General features: G+C 60.0%; 20 protein-coding genes. 6 read left to right on the top strand and 14 right to left on the bottom strand.

The features are described from left to right. Window positions 1-32 precede the first annotated feature (32 nt). The 3 genes from GA0061100_RS28245 to GA0061100_RS28235 form a co-directional block, all read right to left on the bottom strand. Window positions 33-212: a CsbD family protein gene (locus GA0061100_RS28245; RefSeq protein WP_075856179.1), complete on the bottom strand. Its 180-nt coding sequence runs from the start codon at window positions 210-212 to the stop codon at window positions 33-35. A gap of 334 nt (window positions 213-546) precedes the next feature. After that, complete coding sequence (locus GA0061100_RS28240) at window positions 547-1,548, bottom strand: aldo/keto reductase (protein ID WP_075856178.1); 1,002 nt, start codon at window positions 1,546-1,548, stop codon at window positions 547-549. A 248-nt stretch (window positions 1,549-1,796) separates the two neighbouring features. Continuing rightward, complete coding sequence (locus tag GA0061100_RS28235; protein WP_075856177.1) at window positions 1,797-2,690, bottom strand: LysR family transcriptional regulator; 894 nt, start codon at window positions 2,688-2,690, stop codon at window positions 1,797-1,799. A 287-nt stretch (window positions 2,691-2,977) separates the two neighbouring features. Here GA0061100_RS28235 and GA0061100_RS28225 point away from each other — a divergent pair, with 287 nt between their 5' ends. Beyond that, window positions 2,978-3,676: a dihydrofolate reductase family protein gene (locus GA0061100_RS28225; protein WP_075856176.1), complete on the top strand. Its 699-nt coding sequence runs from the start codon at window positions 2,978-2,980 to the stop codon at window positions 3,674-3,676. Window positions 3,677-3,751: 75 nt separating this feature from the next. Here GA0061100_RS28225 and GA0061100_RS28220 read toward each other — a convergent pair whose 3' ends face one another. The 3 genes from GA0061100_RS28220 to GA0061100_RS28210 form a co-directional block, all read right to left on the bottom strand. Beyond that, complete coding sequence (locus GA0061100_RS28220) at window positions 3,752-4,741, bottom strand: aldo/keto reductase (protein ID WP_075856175.1); 990 nt, start codon at window positions 4,739-4,741, stop codon at window positions 3,752-3,754. A gap of 232 nt (window positions 4,742-4,973) precedes the next feature. After that, a complete protein-coding gene (locus GA0061100_RS28215) occupies window positions 4,974-5,279 on the bottom strand; it encodes a zinc ribbon domain-containing protein YjdM (RefSeq protein WP_075856174.1) in 306 nt (101 codons plus the stop codon). Between the two features lie 152 nt (window positions 5,280-5,431). Beyond that, the gene (locus GA0061100_RS28210; protein WP_075856173.1) at window positions 5,432-6,355 is read right to left on the bottom strand and encodes an alpha/beta hydrolase family protein; all 924 of its coding nucleotides are present in this window, start codon (window positions 6,353-6,355) and stop codon (window positions 5,432-5,434) included. Between the two features lie 61 nt (window positions 6,356-6,416). Between GA0061100_RS28210 and GA0061100_RS28205 the strand changes: the two genes are divergently transcribed. Further along, the gene (locus GA0061100_RS28205) at window positions 6,417-7,034 is read left to right on the top strand and encodes a TetR/AcrR family transcriptional regulator (RefSeq protein ID WP_075856172.1); all 618 of its coding nucleotides are present in this window, start codon (window positions 6,417-6,419) and stop codon (window positions 7,032-7,034) included. Window positions 7,035-7,042: 8 nt separating this feature from the next. Here the strand turns inward: GA0061100_RS28205 and GA0061100_RS28200 are convergent, their stop codons facing one another. The 5 genes from GA0061100_RS28200 to GA0061100_RS28180 all read right to left on the bottom strand — a co-directional run bounded on the left by GA0061100_RS28200 (window position 7,043) and on the right by GA0061100_RS28180 (window position 11,193). Then, window positions 7,043-7,393: a ribbon-helix-helix domain-containing protein gene (locus GA0061100_RS28200; protein ID WP_004124790.1), complete on the bottom strand. Its 351-nt coding sequence runs from the start codon at window positions 7,391-7,393 to the stop codon at window positions 7,043-7,045. 21 nt (window positions 7,394-7,414) lie between these two features. Next, window positions 7,415-8,011, bottom strand: a complete 597-nt coding sequence (locus GA0061100_RS28195; protein ID WP_075856171.1) for a DJ-1/PfpI family protein — start codon at window positions 8,009-8,011, stop codon at window positions 7,415-7,417. A gap of 93 nt (window positions 8,012-8,104) precedes the next feature. Further along, a complete protein-coding gene (locus GA0061100_RS28190; protein WP_075856170.1) occupies window positions 8,105-8,497 on the bottom strand; it encodes a DUF779 domain-containing protein in 393 nt (130 codons plus the stop codon). 80 nt (window positions 8,498-8,577) lie between these two features. Beyond that, entirely contained in the window at window positions 8,578-10,086 is a 1,509-nt protein-coding gene (gene adh, locus GA0061100_RS28185) for an aldehyde dehydrogenase (protein WP_075856169.1), read from the bottom strand. A 156-nt stretch (window positions 10,087-10,242) separates the two neighbouring features. Beyond that, window positions 10,243-11,193 carry a helix-turn-helix domain-containing protein gene (locus GA0061100_RS28180; RefSeq protein WP_075856168.1) on the bottom strand — a complete coding sequence of 317 codons (951 nt, stop codon included), beginning with the start codon at window positions 11,191-11,193 and terminating at the stop codon, window positions 10,243-10,245. A gap of 269 nt (window positions 11,194-11,462) precedes the next feature. Here GA0061100_RS28180 and GA0061100_RS28175 point away from each other — a divergent pair, with 269 nt between their 5' ends. From GA0061100_RS28175 to GA0061100_RS28160, 4 genes are all read left to right on the top strand, one after another. Further along, window positions 11,463-12,374, top strand: coding sequence for a phosphatase PAP2 family protein (locus GA0061100_RS28175; protein WP_244557975.1), 912 nt, complete (start codon window positions 11,463-11,465; stop codon window positions 12,372-12,374). Window positions 12,375-12,546: 172 nt separating this feature from the next. Next, window positions 12,547-12,801, top strand: coding sequence for a GCG_CRPN prefix-to-repeats domain-containing protein (locus GA0061100_RS28170; protein ID WP_075856166.1), 255 nt, complete (start codon window positions 12,547-12,549; stop codon window positions 12,799-12,801). 229 nt (window positions 12,802-13,030) lie between these two features. Then, window positions 13,031-13,450 (top strand): thiol-disulfide oxidoreductase DCC family protein, encoded by a 420-nt coding sequence (locus tag GA0061100_RS28165; protein WP_075856165.1) that lies wholly within the window; start codon window positions 13,031-13,033, stop codon window positions 13,448-13,450. After that, window positions 13,447-15,072: a saccharopine dehydrogenase family protein gene (locus tag GA0061100_RS28160; RefSeq protein ID WP_143525553.1), complete on the top strand. Its 1,626-nt coding sequence runs from the start codon at window positions 13,447-13,449 to the stop codon at window positions 15,070-15,072. The genes GA0061100_RS28165 and GA0061100_RS28160 overlap by 4 nt, the downstream gene beginning before the upstream one ends. 46 nt (window positions 15,073-15,118) lie before the next feature. On the opposite strand, the gene GA0061100_RS28155 is transcribed toward GA0061100_RS28160, so the two are convergent. The 3 genes from GA0061100_RS28155 to GA0061100_RS28145 form a co-directional block, all read right to left on the bottom strand. Next, a complete protein-coding gene (locus tag GA0061100_RS28155; RefSeq protein ID WP_075856164.1) occupies window positions 15,119-15,676 on the bottom strand; it encodes a GNAT family N-acetyltransferase in 558 nt (185 codons plus the stop codon). Between the two features lie 2 nt (window positions 15,677-15,678). Beyond that, entirely contained in the window at window positions 15,679-16,752 is a 1,074-nt protein-coding gene (locus GA0061100_RS28150) for a serine hydrolase domain-containing protein (protein ID WP_083961459.1), read from the bottom strand. Between the two features lie 101 nt (window positions 16,753-16,853). Then, a complete protein-coding gene (locus GA0061100_RS28145) occupies window positions 16,854-18,656 on the bottom strand; it encodes a diguanylate cyclase (RefSeq protein WP_075856163.1) in 1,803 nt (600 codons plus the stop codon). Window positions 18,657-18,881 lie beyond the last annotated feature (225 nt).

The following is an 18,881-nucleotide window of genomic DNA, read 5'->3' as shown; positions in this document are numbered from 1 at the left end:
AAACGCGGATGCAAAGTTTCGCGCGCTTGGCGTCAGCGAAGCGCGTGTCTGATGGCGTCCTTGGCCTTGCCGACTTGCGTCAGGATCTTGCCTTCGACCTTCTCGGCGACACCTTCCATCTTGAGCCGACTATTTCCCGTCAGCTTTCCTGCGGCCTCCTTGATGGAGCCGCTTGCTTCCTTGACTGCGCCTTTGACACGGTTCTTGTCCATTTCTTATCTCCCTGAGCTTTTCAAAAGAGGAGGTATCGGCGTTCCACCGAGACCATGAACAATGAAGTAGGGCGGCAATGCGTGGCTTGCAGAGCAGAATGTACTATTGGTGCTGGTAGAAAATAGCCTTTTTGAGGCTATCGCGCGCATTCATCTGTCGATGGCTGCAACTGTGAGCGCAATACATTCCAATGGGCATTCGGTGACTGTGCTCTGCCGCTCATGCAAAGCCTCCTTTAAACGACCGAGATGTTAGATAGGCCAGTCCGCCGATAAGGAAAGCTATCACGTCGTCAGCGGATGCCGGCGTCCGCCACCATTGGCAAGCCGCGGTTCAGTCCACGCAGCACAGCGGTGCTGCATTTTGTAATGGCAGGGCAACAACGGGATTGGGGATAGTAAGTGCGTCCAAAGTCGCGGTCTGCTCCGGCGAAAGCCGGACCTCTAGCGCGCCGATATCCTCATTGAGTTGTTCCAGCGTATGGACGCCGATAATCGTTGAAGATACACCCAGCCGCGCCATTGCCCAGGCAAGAGCGACGCGTGCGGTGGTCGTACCGAGTTCATCGGCAACGCGGAACAAGGCGTCGACGATCTCGAGATCCTGAGCATCAGGTCTTTGCGCCAGTTGCGCCGCGTGCCCCATCCCCACGCCCGCATTGTTGGCGCGCGTATATTGACCACTGATGAGACCGCCGCTCAACGGCGAGTGCGAGACGACGCCAAGCCCCAATCCGCGCGCCAGAGGAATAAGCTCGATTTCAAATAGCCGCGCGGCCAGCGAATATTCGATCTGCAGACCGATGAACGGAGCCCAACCGTTGGACTGTGACAAGAGATGGGCATGCGCCACCTTCCAGGCCGGCGTATCGGAAATGCCGAAATAGCGTAGTTTTCCCGACTGGACGAGATTGTGGAGCGCCTCCAGCATCTCTTCCAAAGGCGCCTGTATATCCCAGTTGTCCAGCCAATAAAGGTCGAGATAGTCGGTACGCAACCGTCGAAGGGCCTGTTCGAAACCAGCTATCACGGCTTTGCGGCCAAACGTTCCACCATGCCGCTCGACATTGAACTTAGCGGCGATGACAAGACGATCGCGCCTGATCGAGTTCTGCGCGACATAGCTGCCGACAACCGTCTGGCCACCCGCTTTCATAGCTCCGTTGCCAGTGTCGAGATAATTTCCACCGAGTTCGAGATAACGCGCCAAAACCGCCGCGGGCTGATTTTCACGCGACTGCCGGGCAAAACCCTCATCGAAAGTCATGGTTCCGAGCGCAAGCGGACTGACACGCAACTCCGAGCGGCCGAGTGCGGCATAGTCATCAAGATGCATGCATAGTCCCCCAGCCGGCTAGCAGCCGATACATAACTTTACACGCTATGTAAGAGCATCCAACAAAGGAATTAAGCAGCAATTTGCAATTTTACAATTCGGAAATCCGGATAATCAGCCGGGCATCGTTCAATTTTGCAACTGCGTAGCCAGAGAGAAACAGTTCTCTCGCATGCCCACATGTCTTTGGCCACATACGCAGCACGATTTATGATCAACCGAGCTCGGCTCGACCCTCAACGAAGCAGCTAGCCGCGATAGCGCAACGCTTCGACCAACAGAGAGAAGGCGGCCGATGGCTGTCGCCGGCTCGGATAATAGAGATGATAGCCGGAAAATGGCGCGCACCAGTCTTCCATGACACGCACCAGCCGACCCTCCGCCACGTCGGCAGCAACATGGTCCTCCATGACAAAACCAAGACCCAACCCTGCCTTTGCAGCCCGCACGATCATGCCGACATTGTTGAAGACGAGCTGCCCTTCCACCCTGGCACGAAGCTCCCGCCCATCCTTTTCCAGCTCCCACGCATATAGGCCACCGGAACTCGGCAGGCGCAGATTGATGCAATTATGCTCGGCAAGGTCGCTCGGCGTTCTCGGCTCAGGATGCTTCGCAAGATATGCCGGAGAACTGACGATGACCATGCGTACATCAGGACTGATCTTGACCGCGATCATGTCCTTGGCGAGCGCCTCGCCGAGCCGGACGCCCGCGTCGAAGCGATCGGCAACGATATCACGCAGGCTCGAATCGATGCTGAGCTCGATATGGATGTCCGGATATTGCGGCAGGAGCCTTTCAAGGGCCGGCCAGAGAATAGTGGTGGCGGCGTGCTCGGAGGTGGTGATACGGATTGTACCCGTCGGTTTTTCGCGCAGCTCGCGCAAAGAAGCAAGCTCGCTGTCAATGCTTTCAAGGGCTGGGCCAAGTGTGGCAAGCAAGCGCTCGCCCGCTTCCGTCGGAGCGACATTACGCGTGGTGCGCGTCAGCAGGCGCACGCCCAGCCGCGCCTCCAGACGTCGGATCGTATGACTGAGGGATGATTGCGACGTGCCGAGTTTCGCGGCGGCGCGCGTAAAGCTCTTTTCCTCGGCCACAACAGCAAAGGCGTTGAGATCGACCAGTTCTTCCCGCTGCATTCATGAGCCCCAGATATAATTATATGCCATTTATATTGTATGGTCCCAGTTATGCGGCAAGTCTAAGGTGCCTTGAAGAACGGCGTGAAAGCAGCAAGTTCCCTCAAGAGGCGCAGGACATGGACGCCAAGCGCAGCGGTTTCCCGCCATCGATCAAAGGCCGGAAAACTATTTGGCGGGCCTCATTGCGCCATGAGCCATATCGCGATCGCCGAAAAAGAAAACAGCTCGCCAATGACACGGCTGGAGAAGGTAAGCGACACGGATTATCTGGGAAAGGCACAATCATGAAGCCCTATGTCATCTGCCACATGGTCTCCTCACTGGACGGCGGCCTGCATCCCAGCCGCTGGACGCATAGCCCTGACGGCAAGCTCGGTGACTGGACGGCACTCTACCAATCCTGCCACGAGAAGCTTGAAGGCGATGCCTGGATGGTCGGGCGCATCACGATGGCCGAGATGAGCAAGGGCAGCCCGCATCCACCGCGCGAGCACGGCAAGATGGCGCGCCCCTTTCATTTCGCCAATCGAAAAGCAGCCAATTTCGCCATTGCCATGGATATTTCCTGCAGGCTGCATTTCATCGCAAATGAAATCGATGGCGATCACATCGTCGTCCTTCTCGGCAGCGACGTGCCGGACAGCCATCTGGCCGAACTCGCGGACGACGGTATTTCCTACATCGTCTCTGAGCAAGCCCAGCCTGACCTCGCCGCCATGCTTGATACGCTGGAACACGAACTCGGCATCAAACGCCTGTTGCTGGAAGGCGGCGCCGGGATCAACGGCTCCTTCCTCGCTGCCGGTCTTGTCGATGAAATCAGCCTGATCATCGCGCCCGCTCTCGACGGACGCGCCGCAAGCCAGAGCATCGTCGAACATGGTGAGGAAGGTTTGGCGGGAAAAGTCCAGCTCTCGCTCAAAAGCTGCGAGCCGCTGGCGTATGGCGCGATCCATCTGCGTTATGCGGTCACCCCATCTTGATGTTGACGATGAATCTATTGGCAAACGCGGCAGAGAGTTTGTGGCCGCCGATCGGCGGCCACAGGATTACTCGTTTCAACGGCCAGTGGTCTTCATCAGTTGCTCGGGGTAGCGCTCGCCCTCGATCGCAATGTCCGCGGCGGCGCGCTTAATTTCGGCAAGTTCCGCCGCGCTCAGCTCGACATTCGCAGCCGCAAGATTTTCTTCCAGACGATGCAGCTTGGTTGTGCCGGGGATCGGCACGATCCAGGGCTTCTGTGCCAGAAGCCATGCGAGCGCGATCTGGGCAGTCGTTGCCTGCTTCCCGCCGGCGATCTGCTTGAGGAGATCAATGAGCGCCTGGTTCTTTTCCATCGCCTCGGGCGTGAAGCGCGGCAGAATGCGGCGGAAGTCATTCTCGCCAAGCTGCGTATCCTTGTCCATCGCACCGGTCAGGAAGCCCTTGCCGAGCGGACTATAGGCGACGAGACCGATGCCCAATTCCTCACAGGCCTGCAGGATGCCGTTGGTTTCAGGTCCGCGCGTCCAGAGCGAGTATTCGTTCTGCAATGCCGTCACCGGCTGCACCGCATGGGCGCGGCGCACCGTCTGTGCACCGGGCTCGGAAAGGCCGAAATGCCGCACCTTGCCCGCATCGATCAGATCCTTCACCGCACCGGCCACATCCTCGATCGGCACGTCCGGATCGACACGATGCTGATAGAAGAGATCGATGACCTCGATGCCCAACCGCTTCAGCGAGGCATCGGCGACGGCGCGAATATTCTCCGGACGGCTATCAAAGCCGTTCGACTTGCCGTTCTCGATCCTGAAACCGAATTTCGTGGCGATGACGACCTGATCACGGACGGGTTTCAAGGCCTCGCCGACGACCTCTTCGTTGGTGAAGGGGCCATAGATTTCAGCCGTGTCGAAGAAGGTCACGCCACGCTCGACGGCATCACGTATGAGCCTGACACTGTCATCCTTGGCCAGCGCATGGCCGTAGCCGAAGTTCAGGCCCATGCAGCCGAAGCCCAGGGCCGAAACTTCAAGGCCGCTTTCTCCAAGTACACGCTTCTTCATCGCATCTCTCCTGCTGTCGCAAGCGTTTCGGGTTCGATGCACATAAGATATGGGAGACCGCATCTAGTGATTAGGCGGCATAATCAGCATGAAGTTATATTCGCGGTTCATAAATACGCTATCGGCCTGGAACCGGCGACCATAGGCTTTCAAAGAGCAAGCCGTTGATTTCTGCCCAGAGCACGGCCCTTCCACCGAAAATCGCTAGTCTGCGATATCAGGCCGAATTCTTCTAGCGTTTGCGTATGAATTCGGTGCGGAGAACCAATCCCTTGATCCCCTCGTAGCGACAATCGACTTCTTCAGGATTGTCGGTCAGTCGAATCGACCTGATAACGGTACCCTGCTTCAGGGTCTGATTGGCGCCCTTCACTTTCAGATCCTTGATGAGGGTGACAGAGTCGCCGTCGGCAAGGACGTTGCCGCTTGCATCGTGAACGATAAACTCCGTGGCGGCAGCAACGGCTGCCATCTCCGCAGCAGGTCGCCACTCGCCGGTCACTTCGTCATAGATATATTCGTCATTTTGGCTGGTCATGCCAAACTCCATCCTGCAAGTTTTCTAACTATTCCAAGGCCGGCAAATGCCTGACCTCCATCTCATTCATGATCTATAAGTGGCGTCTACCCGAGACAATCAGCCTATGCAATAAGCACGGAGCGAAGACTCGATGCGAGCACTCGGCTTTCCTATTTCAGCACGGATGCTGGCCAAGGATTGCGGCCCTCCCGAAGCCACGACAGCGTATCGACCCAGAAACCGGCGACATGGCTGTCGTGAAACAGACCGAAATGGCCGATTGCGTCCCGGCCGAAATCAACCGGACGGAGCAGCACCGACTGGCGTTGCGCACCGGTATAATAATTCAGCGTGCGGTGAATTGCCGGCACGGTGCCAAGTTCGTCGTCCGAAACGGCAACGGCCAGGATCGACGCTTTGACGGCGCCCATTCGCCGCAGCACATCCCTCCTCTCGCTCGCAGGATGGCTGCGCTCGAACCGGGGGCCACGAAAGCTCCATTCGTTTGCCACGCCTTTCGGCAAATCCTCCAGCCAGCCAAGCCGGCGGCCTGGGAAATAACCATGGAGCGCAGTCATCGCAGGCATGACGACATGCCATTTGAGGAAGAGTGCGGCGCGCCGGCGAGGCATGTAATCGCCCCACCAGGCATATTGAGCTCCGACGGTCAGCATCCTGTCGATCACCCTGGCGTTCTCAGCCAGTCCCGGCAAAAAGCCGCCAACGCTGTGACCCACCACCGTGAGCGGGCCGCTGCGACCATGAACAATCATCAGCCGGAGCGCGGCCGCGAAGTCCTGCTCGCCCCAATCCCGCCAGCGATAGCCAGACCCACGCAGTTGCTGCGAACGCGACTGGCCGATGCCGCGGTAATCGAAAGTCAGAACATCGAAACCATGCCGCGTCAGGAATTGCGCGTAACGATGATAATAGCGCGCCAGAACGCCGGTGGCCGGATTGATGATGATGCGACCTTCCGGCCTTTCCGTCTCCGCCAGCCAGAGATGGCCGCCGAGAACGACCCCGTCCCGGCAGGGAATGGAAACCGGCTGGCTGCGCGGCTTTGCAGCTGGTGGAATTGGTTGCTCGCTCATGGGCGGCAAGATGGGGCCATTGCCACGTTGTGTATATTCACTACCCGGTATACATTGAGCCATGAGAGACAGCTCGCAGCCGACACGCGAACGCATTCTTCAGGCGGCCGGAAAACTCTTCCATCGCGACGGCATCCGCGCGATCAGTGTCGATGCCATCGCCGAGAAGGCAGGCATTACCAAACGCACCCTCTATTATCATTTCCGCAGCAAGGACGACCTGATCGCCGCGCATCTGCAGGCGCGCGGCGAGCCGAACCTTGCGCTCTTCAAACGCTGGTTCGAGGAAACGGAAGGCGATGTCGCGGAAAAGGCCGCAGGCATTTTCCGCCAGCTGGCACAATCGGCACGCAGCGCCAAATGGAAGGGCTGCGGCTTTCTGCGGACCTCTGTGGAACTCATCAACCTCCCCGGCCATCCGGCTCTGGTCGTGGCCCGTGCTCACAAGAAGCGCGTGGAGGACTGGCTGGGATCGGTCTTCATGGAAGCCGGAGCCGGCAATGACGCCCAGCCGCTCGCGCGCCAGGTCATGCTGCTCCTCGATGGCTCCTTCGCCGTCGTTCTGCTTCATCGCGATCCAAGCTACATGGAAACAGCGGCGGATGCAGTGATACGACTGATTGCCGAACGATTGTCCGACGCAAGAGCAAACGCGAGCCGCATCCCCGGCGCGGCGTAAGCCATGCTTCAGTGATACTTCAAACGTTCCCGCCCAAGGATGGCGGGAGCATCGACGCCGGCGATCGGCTGGGAGAGATCGCTCGAAATGTCGCCGGCAAGCTGCAGATCGAGATAGCGGGCGCAGCAGACACGCAGGAACGAGGTGAAATTGCCGAGATCGTGGCCGGCATCGATCGATTCATGGTGCAGCTTGGTAATGAGCTGCACCACGTTCATGCCGTCGCGCCGTGCGATTTCCTCCAGCTTCGACCAGAAGAAGTTTTCCAGTCTCACGCTGGTCACCATGCCGTCGATGCGCAGGGAGCGCGTGGTGCTTTCCCAGAGCCTGGCATCGGCCTTGATGAACAATTCGCACATGCGCGTCTCCCTCTTTAAATTTCAGGCGGCGTTTGCTGCCGACAATGCGTTGGCATCGAGCACGGCCATGAATTGCCGCAGCCAGGACGGATGCGCCGGCCAGGCCGGTGCGGTGACGAGATTACCGTCGGCGACGGCGTCATTAATGGCAATATCGGCATAGATGCCGCCGGCGAGTTCCACTTCGGGACGGCAGGCCGGATAGGCCGAGCAGGTGCGTCCCTTGAGCACGCCTGCCGCGCTCAGCAGTTGCGCGCCATGGCAGATGGCGGCAACAGGCTTGTCTGCCTCAAAGAAATGCTGAACGGCCTTGATGACCTCGGAGTTCAGGCGCAGATATTCCGGTGCGCGGCCGCCAGGAATGACGAGTGCGTCGTAGTCTTCGGCACGGATGCTGGCGAAGGTGGCATTGAGCGCGAAATTATGGCCGCGCTTCTCGGAATAGGTCTGGTCGCCTTCGAAATCGTGGATGGCCGTTGCCACCGTCTCGCCGGCATTCTTGCCGGGGCAAACGGCATGGACCGTATAGCCGCAGGCAAGCAGCGTCTGGAACGGCACCATGGTTTCGTAGTCCTCGGTGAAATCACCTGTAATCATCAGGATCTTTGCTGCTGGCATCGTCTTCCTCCCTAAAACCAACAGACATCACCTTAACAAAGCACCTGCGGTCGCGGGTATTAGGCGAATACTACACGCCGTTTATGACCCTGCTTATTGCGACGGCGAACGGCTGATGTCCGGGATTGCACAGGCTTCGCCGCCGCCGAAGAGGCGCGATCGGGTCAGAAACCGTTTCTCCCGTCCGTTGTCGAGCGAGAACATGCCGCCCCGACCCGGCACGACGTCGATGATGAGTTGCGTATGCTTCCATGCCTCGAACTGGCTGCCGCCAATATAGACGGGCACACCGCCGATCTCGCCGAGCTTGACGTCGTTATCGCCGATCATGAACTCGTTTGCCGGATAGCACATCGGCGAGGAGCCGTCGCAGCACCCGCCCGACTGATGAAACAGGATATCGGGATGGTCCTGTTGTATCTCGCGGATGAGCTCGAGCGCCTTGTCGGTCGCAAGCACCCGCGGCTCCGATCCATTATCGTCCATGATGACCCTCCGTCACCGCCTGAAAATGCTTGAAGGCTCCCGGCCGCAGCCGGGAGCCTCACTGGCGTCGTTGGGAGAAATCAGAAGAAGCCGAGCGCCTTCGGGCTGTAGCTGACCAGCATGTTCTTGGTCTGCTGGTAGTGATCGAGCATCATCTTGTGCGTCTCGCGCCCGATACCCGATTGCTTGTAGCCGCCGAAGGCCGCATGAGCCGGATAGGCGTGATAGCAATTCGTCCAGACACGACCGGCCTGGATTTCGCGACCGAAGCGATAGGCGCGGTTGCCGTCGCGAGTCCACACGCCGGCGCCGAGGCCGTAGAGCGTGTCATTGGCGATTTCGAGCGCTTCCTTCTCGTCCTTGAAGGTCGTCACGGAAACGACCGGCCCGAAGATTTCTTCCTGGAACACACGCATCTTGTTGTGGCCCTTGAAGATGGTCGGCTTGATGTAATAGCCGCTCGACAGCTCGCCACCGAGATCGGCGCGCCCGCCGCCCGTCAGCACTTCGGCGCCTTCCTGCTTGCCGATATCGAGATAGGAGAGGATCTTCTCCATCTGTTCGCTCGATGCCTGCGCACCGATCATGGTAGCGGCGTCAAGCGGATTGCCCTGCTTGATGGCTTCGACGCGCTTGACGGCCCGCTCCATGAAGCGGTCGTAGACCGACTCCTGGATCAGCGCGCGGCTGGGGCATGTGCAGACCTCGCCCTGGTTAAGCGCGAACATTGCGAAGCCTTCGAGCGCCTTGTCGAAGAAATCGTCGTCTTCGGCTGCCACATCGGCAAAGAAGATGTTCGGCGACTTGCCGCCGAGTTCGAGTGTGACGGGGATGAGGTTCTGGCTGGCATATTGCATGATGAGCCGGCCCGTCGTCGTCTCGCCGGTGAAGGCGATCTTGGCGATGCGCGGGCTGGTCGCCAGCGGCTTGCCGGCCTCCAGGCCGAAACCATTGACGATGTTGAGTACGCCGGGCGGCAGGAGATCGCCGATCAGCTCGGCCCAGACCAAAAGCGAGGCCGGCGTTTGCTCGGCCGGCTTGATGACAACGCAGTTGCCGGCGGCAAGCGCCGGCGCAAGCTTCCACGCAGCCATCAGGATCGGGAAGTTCCAGGGAATGATCTGGCCGACGACGCCGAGAGGCTCGTGGAAATGATAGGCGACGGTATCGTGGTCGATCTCGCCGATCGAGCCTTCCTGAGCGCGAATGCAGGACGCAAAGTAGCGGAAATGGTCGATGGCGAGCGGAATGTCGGCCGCCATGGTTTCGCGGATCGGCTTGCCGTTGTCCCAGCTTTCCGCCTGCGCCAGCACTTCCAGCTTGTCTTCCATGCGCTGGGCGATCTTCATCAGGATATTGGAGCGCTCAGTGGTGGACGTCCGGCCCCATTTGTCCTTTGCCGCATGGGCGGCATCGAGTGCGGCGTTGATATCCTTTTCGTCGGAGCGTGGTATCTCGCAGATCTTGCCGCCGGTGATCGGCGTGAGATTGTCGAAATATTTGCCGCCGATCGGCGCGCGCCACTCGCCACCGATATAGTTGCCATATTTCAGCTTGAACGGAGATTCGACGATCTTCTGATGCAGCATGCCATCCTCCCTTGGTCGGCAGGTTCGATAAGCGAACCGAATGGGAGAAGTCTGAGGACATAAGGCGGCAGGCGATAGAGGCAGCCTCACATGCTGCGGTGCACAGTGTCGCAACTCTGCGACAGCCGGCCAGCGCAAAGTACCCTCGCCGGCACTTCAGTGCAGATTGAGCCGTTTCATCTTCCTGTGCAGCGTCGAGCGGCTCATTCCGAGTGCGGCCGCTGCCTGGGAGACATTGCCGCTGGCGCGCGAAAGTGCCCTGAGCAGGGCGGCACGTTCGGCCTCCGCCAGATCTTCACCCATCGCCGCCTGCTCGCGAAGAACGTCGGAGGCAGGAATGCCCGAGGCAATGCGGTGATCATCGAGCTTCAACGCAAGGCGAGCAGCCCTGGTCGCGCCGAGCACGAGGTCGTTTCGGTCAACAGCAAGCAGGGCCGAAGTCGACGCCGTGTCCGTCGGCACCATGACGAAGCGGGCGCCGGCAAAGGCACTTCGGAAAAGATTGAGCTCGATGCGGACTGCCGCGTCGCGCACCGTCTGCGACAGGATTGCCAGGGTCGCATCGTTCACGTCGTCGCGGCAGCTCGAAATGTCGAGCGCACCGGCGAGCTGGCCACGATGATCGCGGATCGGCGCCGTGGTGCAGCTGAGATCGATGTTGGAGCAGAAGAAGTGCTGGTCGCGAAAGATCGCCACGGCCCGCTCGTCGGCCAATGCAGTGCCGATGCCGTTGGTGCCGATACTGGCCTCGGTCCAGACCGAGCCAGTCCATAGGCCGAGATCGTGGAACTCCTTGTCGTCGCCGGCAGCGCCGCGGCGTTCCAGCGCGATGCCATCGCGATCGGTCAGAAGCAGGCAGCAGCCAGCCTTGCCGACCGCAAGGAAAAGGCGATCCAGTTCATTGGCAGCTTCGGCAACCAGCCGTTCCGATCGCTCCAGCGCCGTTTGAAATTCCTGGCTGGTCAGGCGCGTCGGCAGACGTTTCTCTTCCGGCGCCAGGCGATGCATGACCATGCATCGACGCCAGGAGGCAACGACCGAAGAACTCGCTGCGGTCGATTGCGCGGACGCGTAAACCTGATCCGCATGCGCGGAATAGTCGTGCATTTGGCTCCTCCCACCGAACGCTACCCCAATTGTCGCTAAAAATGGCCATTGACGCAATCCTCTCGGCAGCTTTCGCCCGAGATCGCGGGATTGAGCGAGATCTGACCGCCAATCCCGACCTTTCAGGCGGCTGTCAGCGTGTTGCTGTAGCAGCTTTTTCCAAGGGAAACGGAGCAGAAGGCGATTGGTGAGCCGAGCTCCACAGGCAGCTGTCTCGACGGCAATGGAAAGTCGGCTCTATGCAGGCATGGCAGCAAGGCCGAGAGGCTATGAAGGAAATGCTGGGGCGTTGCGCCGACACCGGTCGCAGACGCATGGCTGGCGGCCTTCACTGCTTCTTTCGCACGCCGACCATTAAACCTCCCGCGAATCGCGCATTTCTCGAGCGCCCGATCGTTATCATTGCCATCTTCCTGGCCTTGTCATTGCTCGTCATGTGGACGGCCGACTATCCCTTAGGCGTGTGGATGAAATCGTTTCCCACGCAGTTGCGCGGGACGGCGAAGTGGTTCAGCAGCCTTGGCACGGGGCTATTGGTGCTCTCGTTCAGCGGCGCACTGCTGATATTCGCCATCCTCGCGCCCGCGCACAAACTGCGAAAATCCGTGCGAACAGGGGCGGATCTCATCGCCACGGCAGCTGCCTTCGTTTTCCTGGCGGTCGCCGGCGGCGGCATTGTCGATTCGCTCGCCAAGAACATCATCGGTCGCGCCAGGCCGGAACTCCTGGATACGAACGGTGCCTTCTCCTTCAAGCCTTTTGCCTTCCATGCCGACTTCGCCTCCTTTCCTTCCGGACATTCGGCAACGGCCGGCGCCATGGCGATGTCTCTCGCGCTTGTTTTCCCCCGGCTTCGCCCCGTTTTCATGCCAGTCGGCGTCTTGATCTGCCTGTCGCGGCAATGGGTTGGCGCGCATTGGGCGAGCGACACGCTGATGGGCTGGGGCGTCGGCGTTGCTTTTGCCTTGTGGCTGGCACACGTATTCGCCCGCCGCCGCCTGCTCTTTGCCTATGATTCCAATGGCCGCCTCTGCCCCGGGGAGCAATACAAGGCAATCCTGGCCGTTCTGCGCGCTTTGATCCGACGCATTCCGATCATCGGCAAGAAAGCGGTGCCCACGGCAAAGTCATGTCCGCAACAGGCTCGGCTTTCATCGCGGGCTCTCGATATCCGATCCTGACCTTGCGCCAGCTGCAATTTCCCGCACGGCGCACCGGCCTGTATATCACAAATGCCGGCCTCTTCCCCCGAATGTAAAATGATCGATATGCAGCGACGGATTTGCAGATCGCTGTCGTTTAAGCGCTGAAGGGATAACAGCTTGAAGCTCTTCAAGGACGAATGAGGACATCATGAAAAAGATCATTTTGCTGGCTTTTGCCGCGACCGCCTGCCTTGCAGTCATCTCGCCGGCCGAGGCTCGCGACGGATGCGGCATCGGCTGGCATCGCGGACCGTATGGCTATTGCCGCCCAGATGGACGGCCTGTGGTCGTCGTGCCGGCGGTTCCGGCCTATGGCATTTTCTATCCCGGTCGCGGCTACTGGGATGGACATCGCTATTGGGTACATCGCGAGTGGTGGCATGGTGGCTGGCGTTATCGCTAAGCTACTCTTCAGCGATGTGTGCGGCCCGATCTTCAAGATCGGGCCGCGTGCCAGCCGACGGACCACCGGATTGCTTCTCTCGATCCTTCCGCGGCCTGGGCCGACGATGCAAAGCTCATGGTCCTTTGTCAGTTTGACATGGCAGCCCACGGAAACGTGCAATTGACGGCGGCAATGCAACCGGTCAAAACTTTGACCAGACCGGTTCACGGAAAACAACGCCGCCAGCATGACCAAAAGCACTATCAGCGACCATCAGGGGCCTATCATCGTCTTCGACGCCATGTGCGTCCTGTGTACCGCTAACGCCCAGTTCGTGCTGCGCCATGACCATCTTGGCCGTTTCCGTCTTGCCTCCATGCAGAATGAAACCGGCATCGCCCTCTATCGCCGCTGCGGCATGGACCCCGCCGACCCGGACAGCCTCATCATCGTTGACGGCGCAAAGGTGCTACGCGACAGCGACGCGGTGCTTGCCATCTATGCCGGCCTCGGCTGGCCCTGGAAGGCGATTTCCGTGCTGCGCATCGTGCCCCGCATGCTGCGCAACCCGATCTATCACTGGCTTGCCCGCAATCGCTATCGCATCTTCGGCAAGCGGGAAACATGTTGGCTGCCGACGCCTGAACAGGCGAGCCGCATCCTTTGAGAAAAATCCTCGTCCTCGGTGGCTATGGCGGGTTCGGCGCGCGGCTATCGCGGCGCCTTGCCGGCGATGGTTTCGAGGTTCTGGTCACCGGACGCAATCTTGAAGCAGCAAAGGCACTTGCTTCTCGACTGCCAAATGCGATTGGGCTGCAAGCCGATCGAAATGGCGATATCGCTGCAATCCTCGACAACCACAAACCCTTTCTGTTGATCGACGCGGCCGGCCCCTTCCAGCATAGCGACGACCGGGTGGTTCGCGCCTGTATCAAGGCCGGCATTCACTACATCGATCTTGCCGATGCGCGCGATTTCGTCGGTTCGATCGGCTCACTTGACGAACAGGCCAAGGCCGCTAGCGTTACCGTCATCTCGGGTGCGTCGAGCGTGCCGGCACTATCGACTGCCGTCGTTGCGGAGTTGAGCAAGGATATGCAGGCAGTCCGCTCGATAGAAATCTCGATCAGCGCCTCCAATCGTGCGACCGCAGGCGCCTCGGTCGCATCGGCGATCCTGAGTTACGTCGGCAAGCCGGTGCGGCTTTGGCGCGGCCGGCGCTGGCAGAATGCGACCGGCTGGCACATGTTGAAGCGCGAAAACTATGTGGTCGCCGGCCATCGCCCTCTGCGCCGGCTGGTGGCGCTCGCCGACGTGCCGGATCACGACCTGCTGGTTGAGGGTATCGCCGGACGCCCAAGCGTCGTCTTTCGGGCCGGGCCTGAATTTACCTTTCAGACACTCGCTCTCTGGCTGCTGTCCTGGCTGGTCGCCTGGGGTTGGCTGGCGTCACTCGGAAACATTAGCCGCTCTCTGCTGCCCTTGCAGGGCCTGACGGCGCGGTTCGGCACGGCGCGCTCGGCCGTCACGATCGAAGCGAAAGGGATCGCGCAAGGCATCATGCGAGCCCGCCGCTGGACACTGATAGCCGAAAATGGCGATGGCGCGGAAATCCCGACCCTTCCGGCGCAATTGCTGGCGCGTGCCTTGCGCGACGGCCGGCTTTTGCCCGGCGCCCGTCATGCCGGCGGGCTTCTGTCGCTCGAGGATTTCCGGACATTGTTCCGTGATCTGGCAATCAGCGAGGAGACGACGGAAACGTCCTACAAACCGCTTTACCTGCGCATCATGGGGCCTGCATTCGCGCATCTGGCTAAGTCGGTGCGCGCCATGCACGAAGTCTTCGGCGATGGCGGCGCCAAAGGCGAGGCCATTGTCACCCGAGGACATTCCCCTGTTACCCGGCTGGTTGCCAGGGTGTTCGGCTTTCCCGCCGCCGGCAAGCACGCGCTGCACGTCTCCTTCAAGGAACGCGATGGTATCGAGCAATGGACCAGAGACTTTTCCGGTCAGCGCTTTCGCAGCCATTTGAGCGACGAGAACGGGCATCTGGTCGAACGCTTCGGCCCCTTCCGCTTTTCCTTCGATCTCCCCATGCGCGATAACGGATTCTGCATGGAGATACGGCGCTGGTCGTTTCTGCGCCTCCCGCTGCCGCTCTTTCTGGCTCCGCAAAGCGTCGCCCATGAATGGGCGGAGGATGGTCGTTTCCAGTTCGACGTGCCGATTGCCTTGCCATTCATCGGTCTTGTCGTTCACTATCGAGGCTGGCTCGAGCCAATTGACTGACCTCGCAACGCTGACTGGCTAGACCGGTAAAGGTACCGACCAAGGGTTACTTCTGCCGATCGCCTGCCAGGCAGCCGAACATACGAAAATCATGAAAGGCCTCTTTGAACCGTGCCTTCTGCCGCAGCGTGCCCTCATATTGGAATCCCGCCTTTTCAAGAACCCGATCGGATGCGGTGTTTCCCGGCAGCGTCCATGCCTCGATGCGATTGAGCGAAAAGACGTCGAAACCGCATTGGACCACAGTCCTCGCCGCTTCGCTCATCAGTCCCTTGCCCCAGGCCGAGGGATGCAGCTCATATCCCAGCTCGGCGGATCTGGCACGCCGGTCGATGCTGTTGAAGCGGATCGCGCCGAGCAACTGGCCGGAAGCCCGATCCTCGATGATCCATGAACAGCCAGCGCCCTTGGGGAATATCTTGATCATCCACCGCAAGGAGCGCTCGATCTGCGGCATTTTCGGCGCATCGACCCAGTTTGAGAACCGTGTAACCTCCGGAACCGAAATCAGCGCATGGAAGTCATCGCGATCATCCATGCTTGCTTCTCGAAGCCGTAGCCGCTCCGTCAGAAGTGTGGGAAACTCGGTTTTCGACGGCACCATCTTCACGCTCTCAGGAAGTTCGCAAGGATGATCTCGCGCCAGACGCGAGTGGGCGTGATCCAGGCATCCCATGAATTATACTTGCCGGAATAGATGACGGCGGCAATGCCGGCATCGGGCATGAGCCAGAGCCTTTGCCCACCATTGCCAAAACCCGCATACCACGGGCGCGGACCGTCGAACGCCGGCACCGGCGCATCGCCTGAGAACCACAACCTGCCATAACTCACACCGTCCCCGGTCGAAATCGCGGGCGCGAGGGATTGCGTGGTCCACTCCTCCGAGACGATCCTCTGGCCGTTCCACACGCCCTTCTGCAGGAAAAGCATGCCGATCTTCAGCAAATCGGGAGCGGTAAGACGTAACCCGGATGCCGGCGACGCCACGCCGTCATGGCCGACCGACCAGTAGAACTTTGCAATATTGAGCGGCTCGAAGAGAACCTCTCGTGCGAAATCGGGCAAGCGCTTGCCCGTGCCGCGCTCGATGATCGCCCCCACAAGCGCGACGCTGCCGCCGGAGTAAATCCAGCGCGTTCCCGGCTCGGCGATCACCGGACGCTCCAGAACGAAGCGATATCTGTCCGCCGCATTCTCCATAGCAATTTCGCTATTCAGCGGATCGGTATAGGGACGATCCTCGTCCCACTCCATGCCAAGCGTCATCGTCAGGGCGTGACCGACCGTGATCTTGGCGCGCCCAGGGTCGCGGGCGAGATCGCCGTATTCCGGAAACTGCTCATAAAGGGGTGCGTCCGGCGGCGGCACCAATCCCCTGTCGAGCGCGATGCCATAAATAAGACCGGCAATGCTCTTGGTGACCGAGCGAAGATCGTGCAGCGTGTGCGCATCGAAGGCGACGTCTCCGAGCGGCGCTCCCCAATTTTCGTCCGCGCCAACGGCATAGTATTCCAGGCATACGCTCCCTGAGCGGGCGGCAAGCACGACATGCAGATCGCGCAGCAGGCCGGATTCGATGCCGGCTTCAAACTTGCGGCGGAGCCCGGGATCAAAGCCCATGGCCTGCAAGGTTTCGCTATCCGGTGACAAGGGTGAATTGCTCTGCGTCACGGCCATGAAATCGCTCTCCTCCGCTATGCGACCTTCAGCTCAGGCTACAATCCAAGCATGTATTCAGCAAGGCGGCTCTCAAGCGAGCGGGCACCTATATTTCTGGCCTATCCCATCTTCACGTCGTCTTCCGGCGCGAGCGCAAACGCCGCTTCGGTCCTGTTGCGGCCGTTCAACTTTGCTTTCAGCAATGCACCATCCGCACGGTTGATCAGTGTCGTGGTCGGCCCAGAAGCTGGGGACGAGGCGATGCCGACGGAGACGGAAAGCGGGCCGACAATCCGCGCGCGATAGGAGAAGGGTGTGCTGAATACCCGCGTGCGCAGCTTCTCGGCGAGGGCAAAGCCCTCCTCGTCGGCGAGATCGGTGGCGATAACAGTCAACTCCTCCCCGCCAAAGCGGTAGACCGTACCGGCTTTCCCGACCGTATCGGCAACGATTTGCCCGACATGTCGCAGCACTTCATCGCCGGCGTCATGGCCGAACTCGTCGTTGAAGCGCTTGAAGTGATCGATGTCGATCATCATGCAGATGACCGTGCGGGCGGATTGATCCCGATGAAGATTATTGAGCGCCTCGTCCAGGGAGCGCCTGTTGAGCAGGCCGGTCAGCGCATCGCGCACAGCGAGATTGATTAGCCTGTCGCGCAGCTGCAGGTTTGCGATGGCAAGGCCGATATTTTCGGCAATCAGCTCCAGATAGAGCCTTGGCGCGTCGGCCGCAGTTGCATCCTTCGTGCGGTCCTCGAAGTAAAGCAGGCCGATCGCCTCGCCGAGAGCCGTCAAAGGAACGCAGAGGCCGGGGACCCCGGATTCGTCCAGATGCTGGCAGGGAATGTCCGTGTCGGCTACGTGGCTGACATGCGGGCGGCCGCGGCGCAGGCCCCAGCATGCGGAAGCGGCAAAGGAAGGCTCGGTATGTTCGGGCTCCAGCCACCGGCTGACTTCGCTCAGTGCCGTCCTGCTTTCATTCATCGTGTAGAGGCATCCCGCGACACCGGGAAAGATCTGCGGCACGAAGAGCGCAACGACTTCGGCGAGCTCGTTCTGGGCGTAGCAAGCCTGCAGGCGATGCATCATCTGCAGGATAAGATCCTTCGTCTCCAGATCGCGCTTGCGCTCGGCGTCAAGGCGGTTCCGCTCGAGCCCGTTCTCGCGGAAGATCTGTATGGCATCGTTCATCTCGCCGATCTCGTCGCGGCGACGGTCAGTCGGCACTTCGACGGCATAATCCTGCTTCGCCAGGCGGTTGACGATCCCGGTCATGCGCACCAGCGGCAAGGCAACCCGGCGCCGCAATATGAAATAGAGTACCCCGAGGAATATCACCGCGGTCAATGCCAGCATCACCTTGGCAATATTGGCCCAGAGATCGCTGCGTGCCTGCGCAGAGCGGAAAGCCGCTTCGGTGCGCGCCGTCGCCAGAGTGCGAAACTGATTGACACTGTTGAGCAGCGCCGTCTGGGCGCGCTCGTGTTCGGGGCCAAAGAGCGTATCGCGCGCACCACTCTGATTGCCGCTAGTATAAGCTGCGACTGCTGCTTCCTCTACCTTGTCGAGCGCCTGCGCATTGACCGCCACCTCCTCGACGACCTGCAGCTCGGCATCGGGAATGCCGAGGCCGCGCAGGTTGTTGATGGCGGTGTCGCGGCGGCGTTCTTCGCCCTCATCGACGGTAAAGGCATCCAGATGCCTCTCCTCGCCGCGCATGACATAGAGGCGAGCCTCGTCGGTCGTCTCCTCGGCGCCGAGCGCAAGCTCCTCCCCCATGCTGTTCAGCAACAGATGCTGCTCGACCGCCTGCCGTTCCTGTACGGCACTTCGGGCCGAAAGAATGAACGCCACAGCGGACAGCACGGTCAGAACCACGGTGATGCCGTAGGCCCAATTCGTAATTGTGGTAATTCTCATCTGCCGTCCTCTGCGCCTATTTCAGGCACTCCTAAATTACATGCCTTGCCGAGCCCTCAGTTATGACATCCAGCCACGGGATCAAGCGAGAATATGCAGCGTGGAAAGCTTATTCCAGGTGCATAGGCACGAACCCTCGCCTGCATCGCGCAACGCGGAGAGCTATAGGCGTCGCGATCCTCTGACGGGAACCCCGGTTGCAGCTGAATGCCGCTTCCGAGATTC

This window comes from Martinezella hainanensis, from assembly GCF_900094555.1.
GTDB classification, from domain to species: domain Bacteria; phylum Pseudomonadota; class Alphaproteobacteria; order Rhizobiales; family Rhizobiaceae; genus Rhizobium; species Rhizobium hainanense.
This window is presented reverse-complemented; position numbering and strand designations above follow the sequence as displayed.

Bases quoted from the DNA above. Each gene is read 5' to 3' on its own strand.
- GA0061100_RS28195 (WP_075856171.1), bottom strand. From the start codon at position 8,011: ATGCCAGCAGCAAAGATCCTGATGATTACAGGTGATTTCACCGAGGAC.
- GA0061100_RS28180 (WP_075856168.1), bottom strand. From the start codon at position 11,193: ATGCACGACTATTCCGCGCATGCGGATCAGGTTTACGCGTCCGCGCAA.
- GA0061100_RS28200 (WP_004124790.1), bottom strand. From the start codon at position 7,393: ATGTGCGAATTGTTCATCAAGGCCGATGCCAGGCTCTGGGAAAGCACC.
- GA0061100_RS28145 (WP_075856163.1), bottom strand. From the start codon at position 18,656: ATGAGAATTACCACAATTACGAATTGGGCCTACGGCATCACCGTGGTT.
- adh (WP_075856169.1), bottom strand. From the start codon at position 10,086: ATGCTGCATCAGAAGATCGTCGAATCTCCGTTCAAGCTGAAATATGGC.
- GA0061100_RS28210 (WP_075856173.1), bottom strand. From the start codon at position 6,355: ATGAGCGAGCAACCAATTCCACCAGCTGCAAAGCCGCGCAGCCAGCCG.
- GA0061100_RS28150 (WP_083961459.1), bottom strand. From the start codon at position 16,752: ATGGCCGTGACGCAGAGCAATTCACCCTTGTCACCGGATAGCGAAACC.
- GA0061100_RS28165 (WP_075856165.1), top strand. From the start codon at position 13,031: ATGACCAAAAGCACTATCAGCGACCATCAGGGGCCTATCATCGTCTTC.
- GA0061100_RS28220 (WP_075856175.1), bottom strand. From the start codon at position 4,741: ATGAAGAAGCGTGTACTTGGAGAAAGCGGCCTTGAAGTTTCGGCCCTG.
- GA0061100_RS28225 (WP_075856176.1), top strand. From the start codon at position 2,978: ATGAAGCCCTATGTCATCTGCCACATGGTCTCCTCACTGGACGGCGGC.
- GA0061100_RS28170 (WP_075856166.1), top strand. From the start codon at position 12,547: ATGAAAAAGATCATTTTGCTGGCTTTTGCCGCGACCGCCTGCCTTGCA.
- GA0061100_RS28190 (WP_075856170.1), bottom strand. From the start codon at position 8,497: ATGGACGATAATGGATCGGAGCCGCGGGTGCTTGCGACCGACAAGGCG.
- GA0061100_RS28155 (WP_075856164.1), bottom strand. From the start codon at position 15,676: ATGGTGCCGTCGAAAACCGAGTTTCCCACACTTCTGACGGAGCGGCTA.
- GA0061100_RS28235 (WP_075856177.1), bottom strand. From the start codon at position 2,690: ATGCAGCGGGAAGAACTGGTCGATCTCAACGCCTTTGCTGTTGTGGCC.
- GA0061100_RS28245 (WP_075856179.1), bottom strand. From the start codon at position 212: ATGGACAAGAACCGTGTCAAAGGCGCAGTCAAGGAAGCAAGCGGCTCC.
- GA0061100_RS28205 (WP_075856172.1), top strand. From the start codon at position 6,417: ATGAGAGACAGCTCGCAGCCGACACGCGAACGCATTCTTCAGGCGGCC.
- GA0061100_RS28215 (WP_075856174.1), bottom strand. From the start codon at position 5,279: ATGACCAGCCAAAATGACGAATATATCTATGACGAAGTGACCGGCGAG.
- GA0061100_RS28175 (WP_244557975.1), top strand. From the start codon at position 11,463: ATGAAGGAAATGCTGGGGCGTTGCGCCGACACCGGTCGCAGACGCATG.
- GA0061100_RS28240 (WP_075856178.1), bottom strand. From the start codon at position 1,548: ATGCATCTTGATGACTATGCCGCACTCGGCCGCTCGGAGTTGCGTGTC.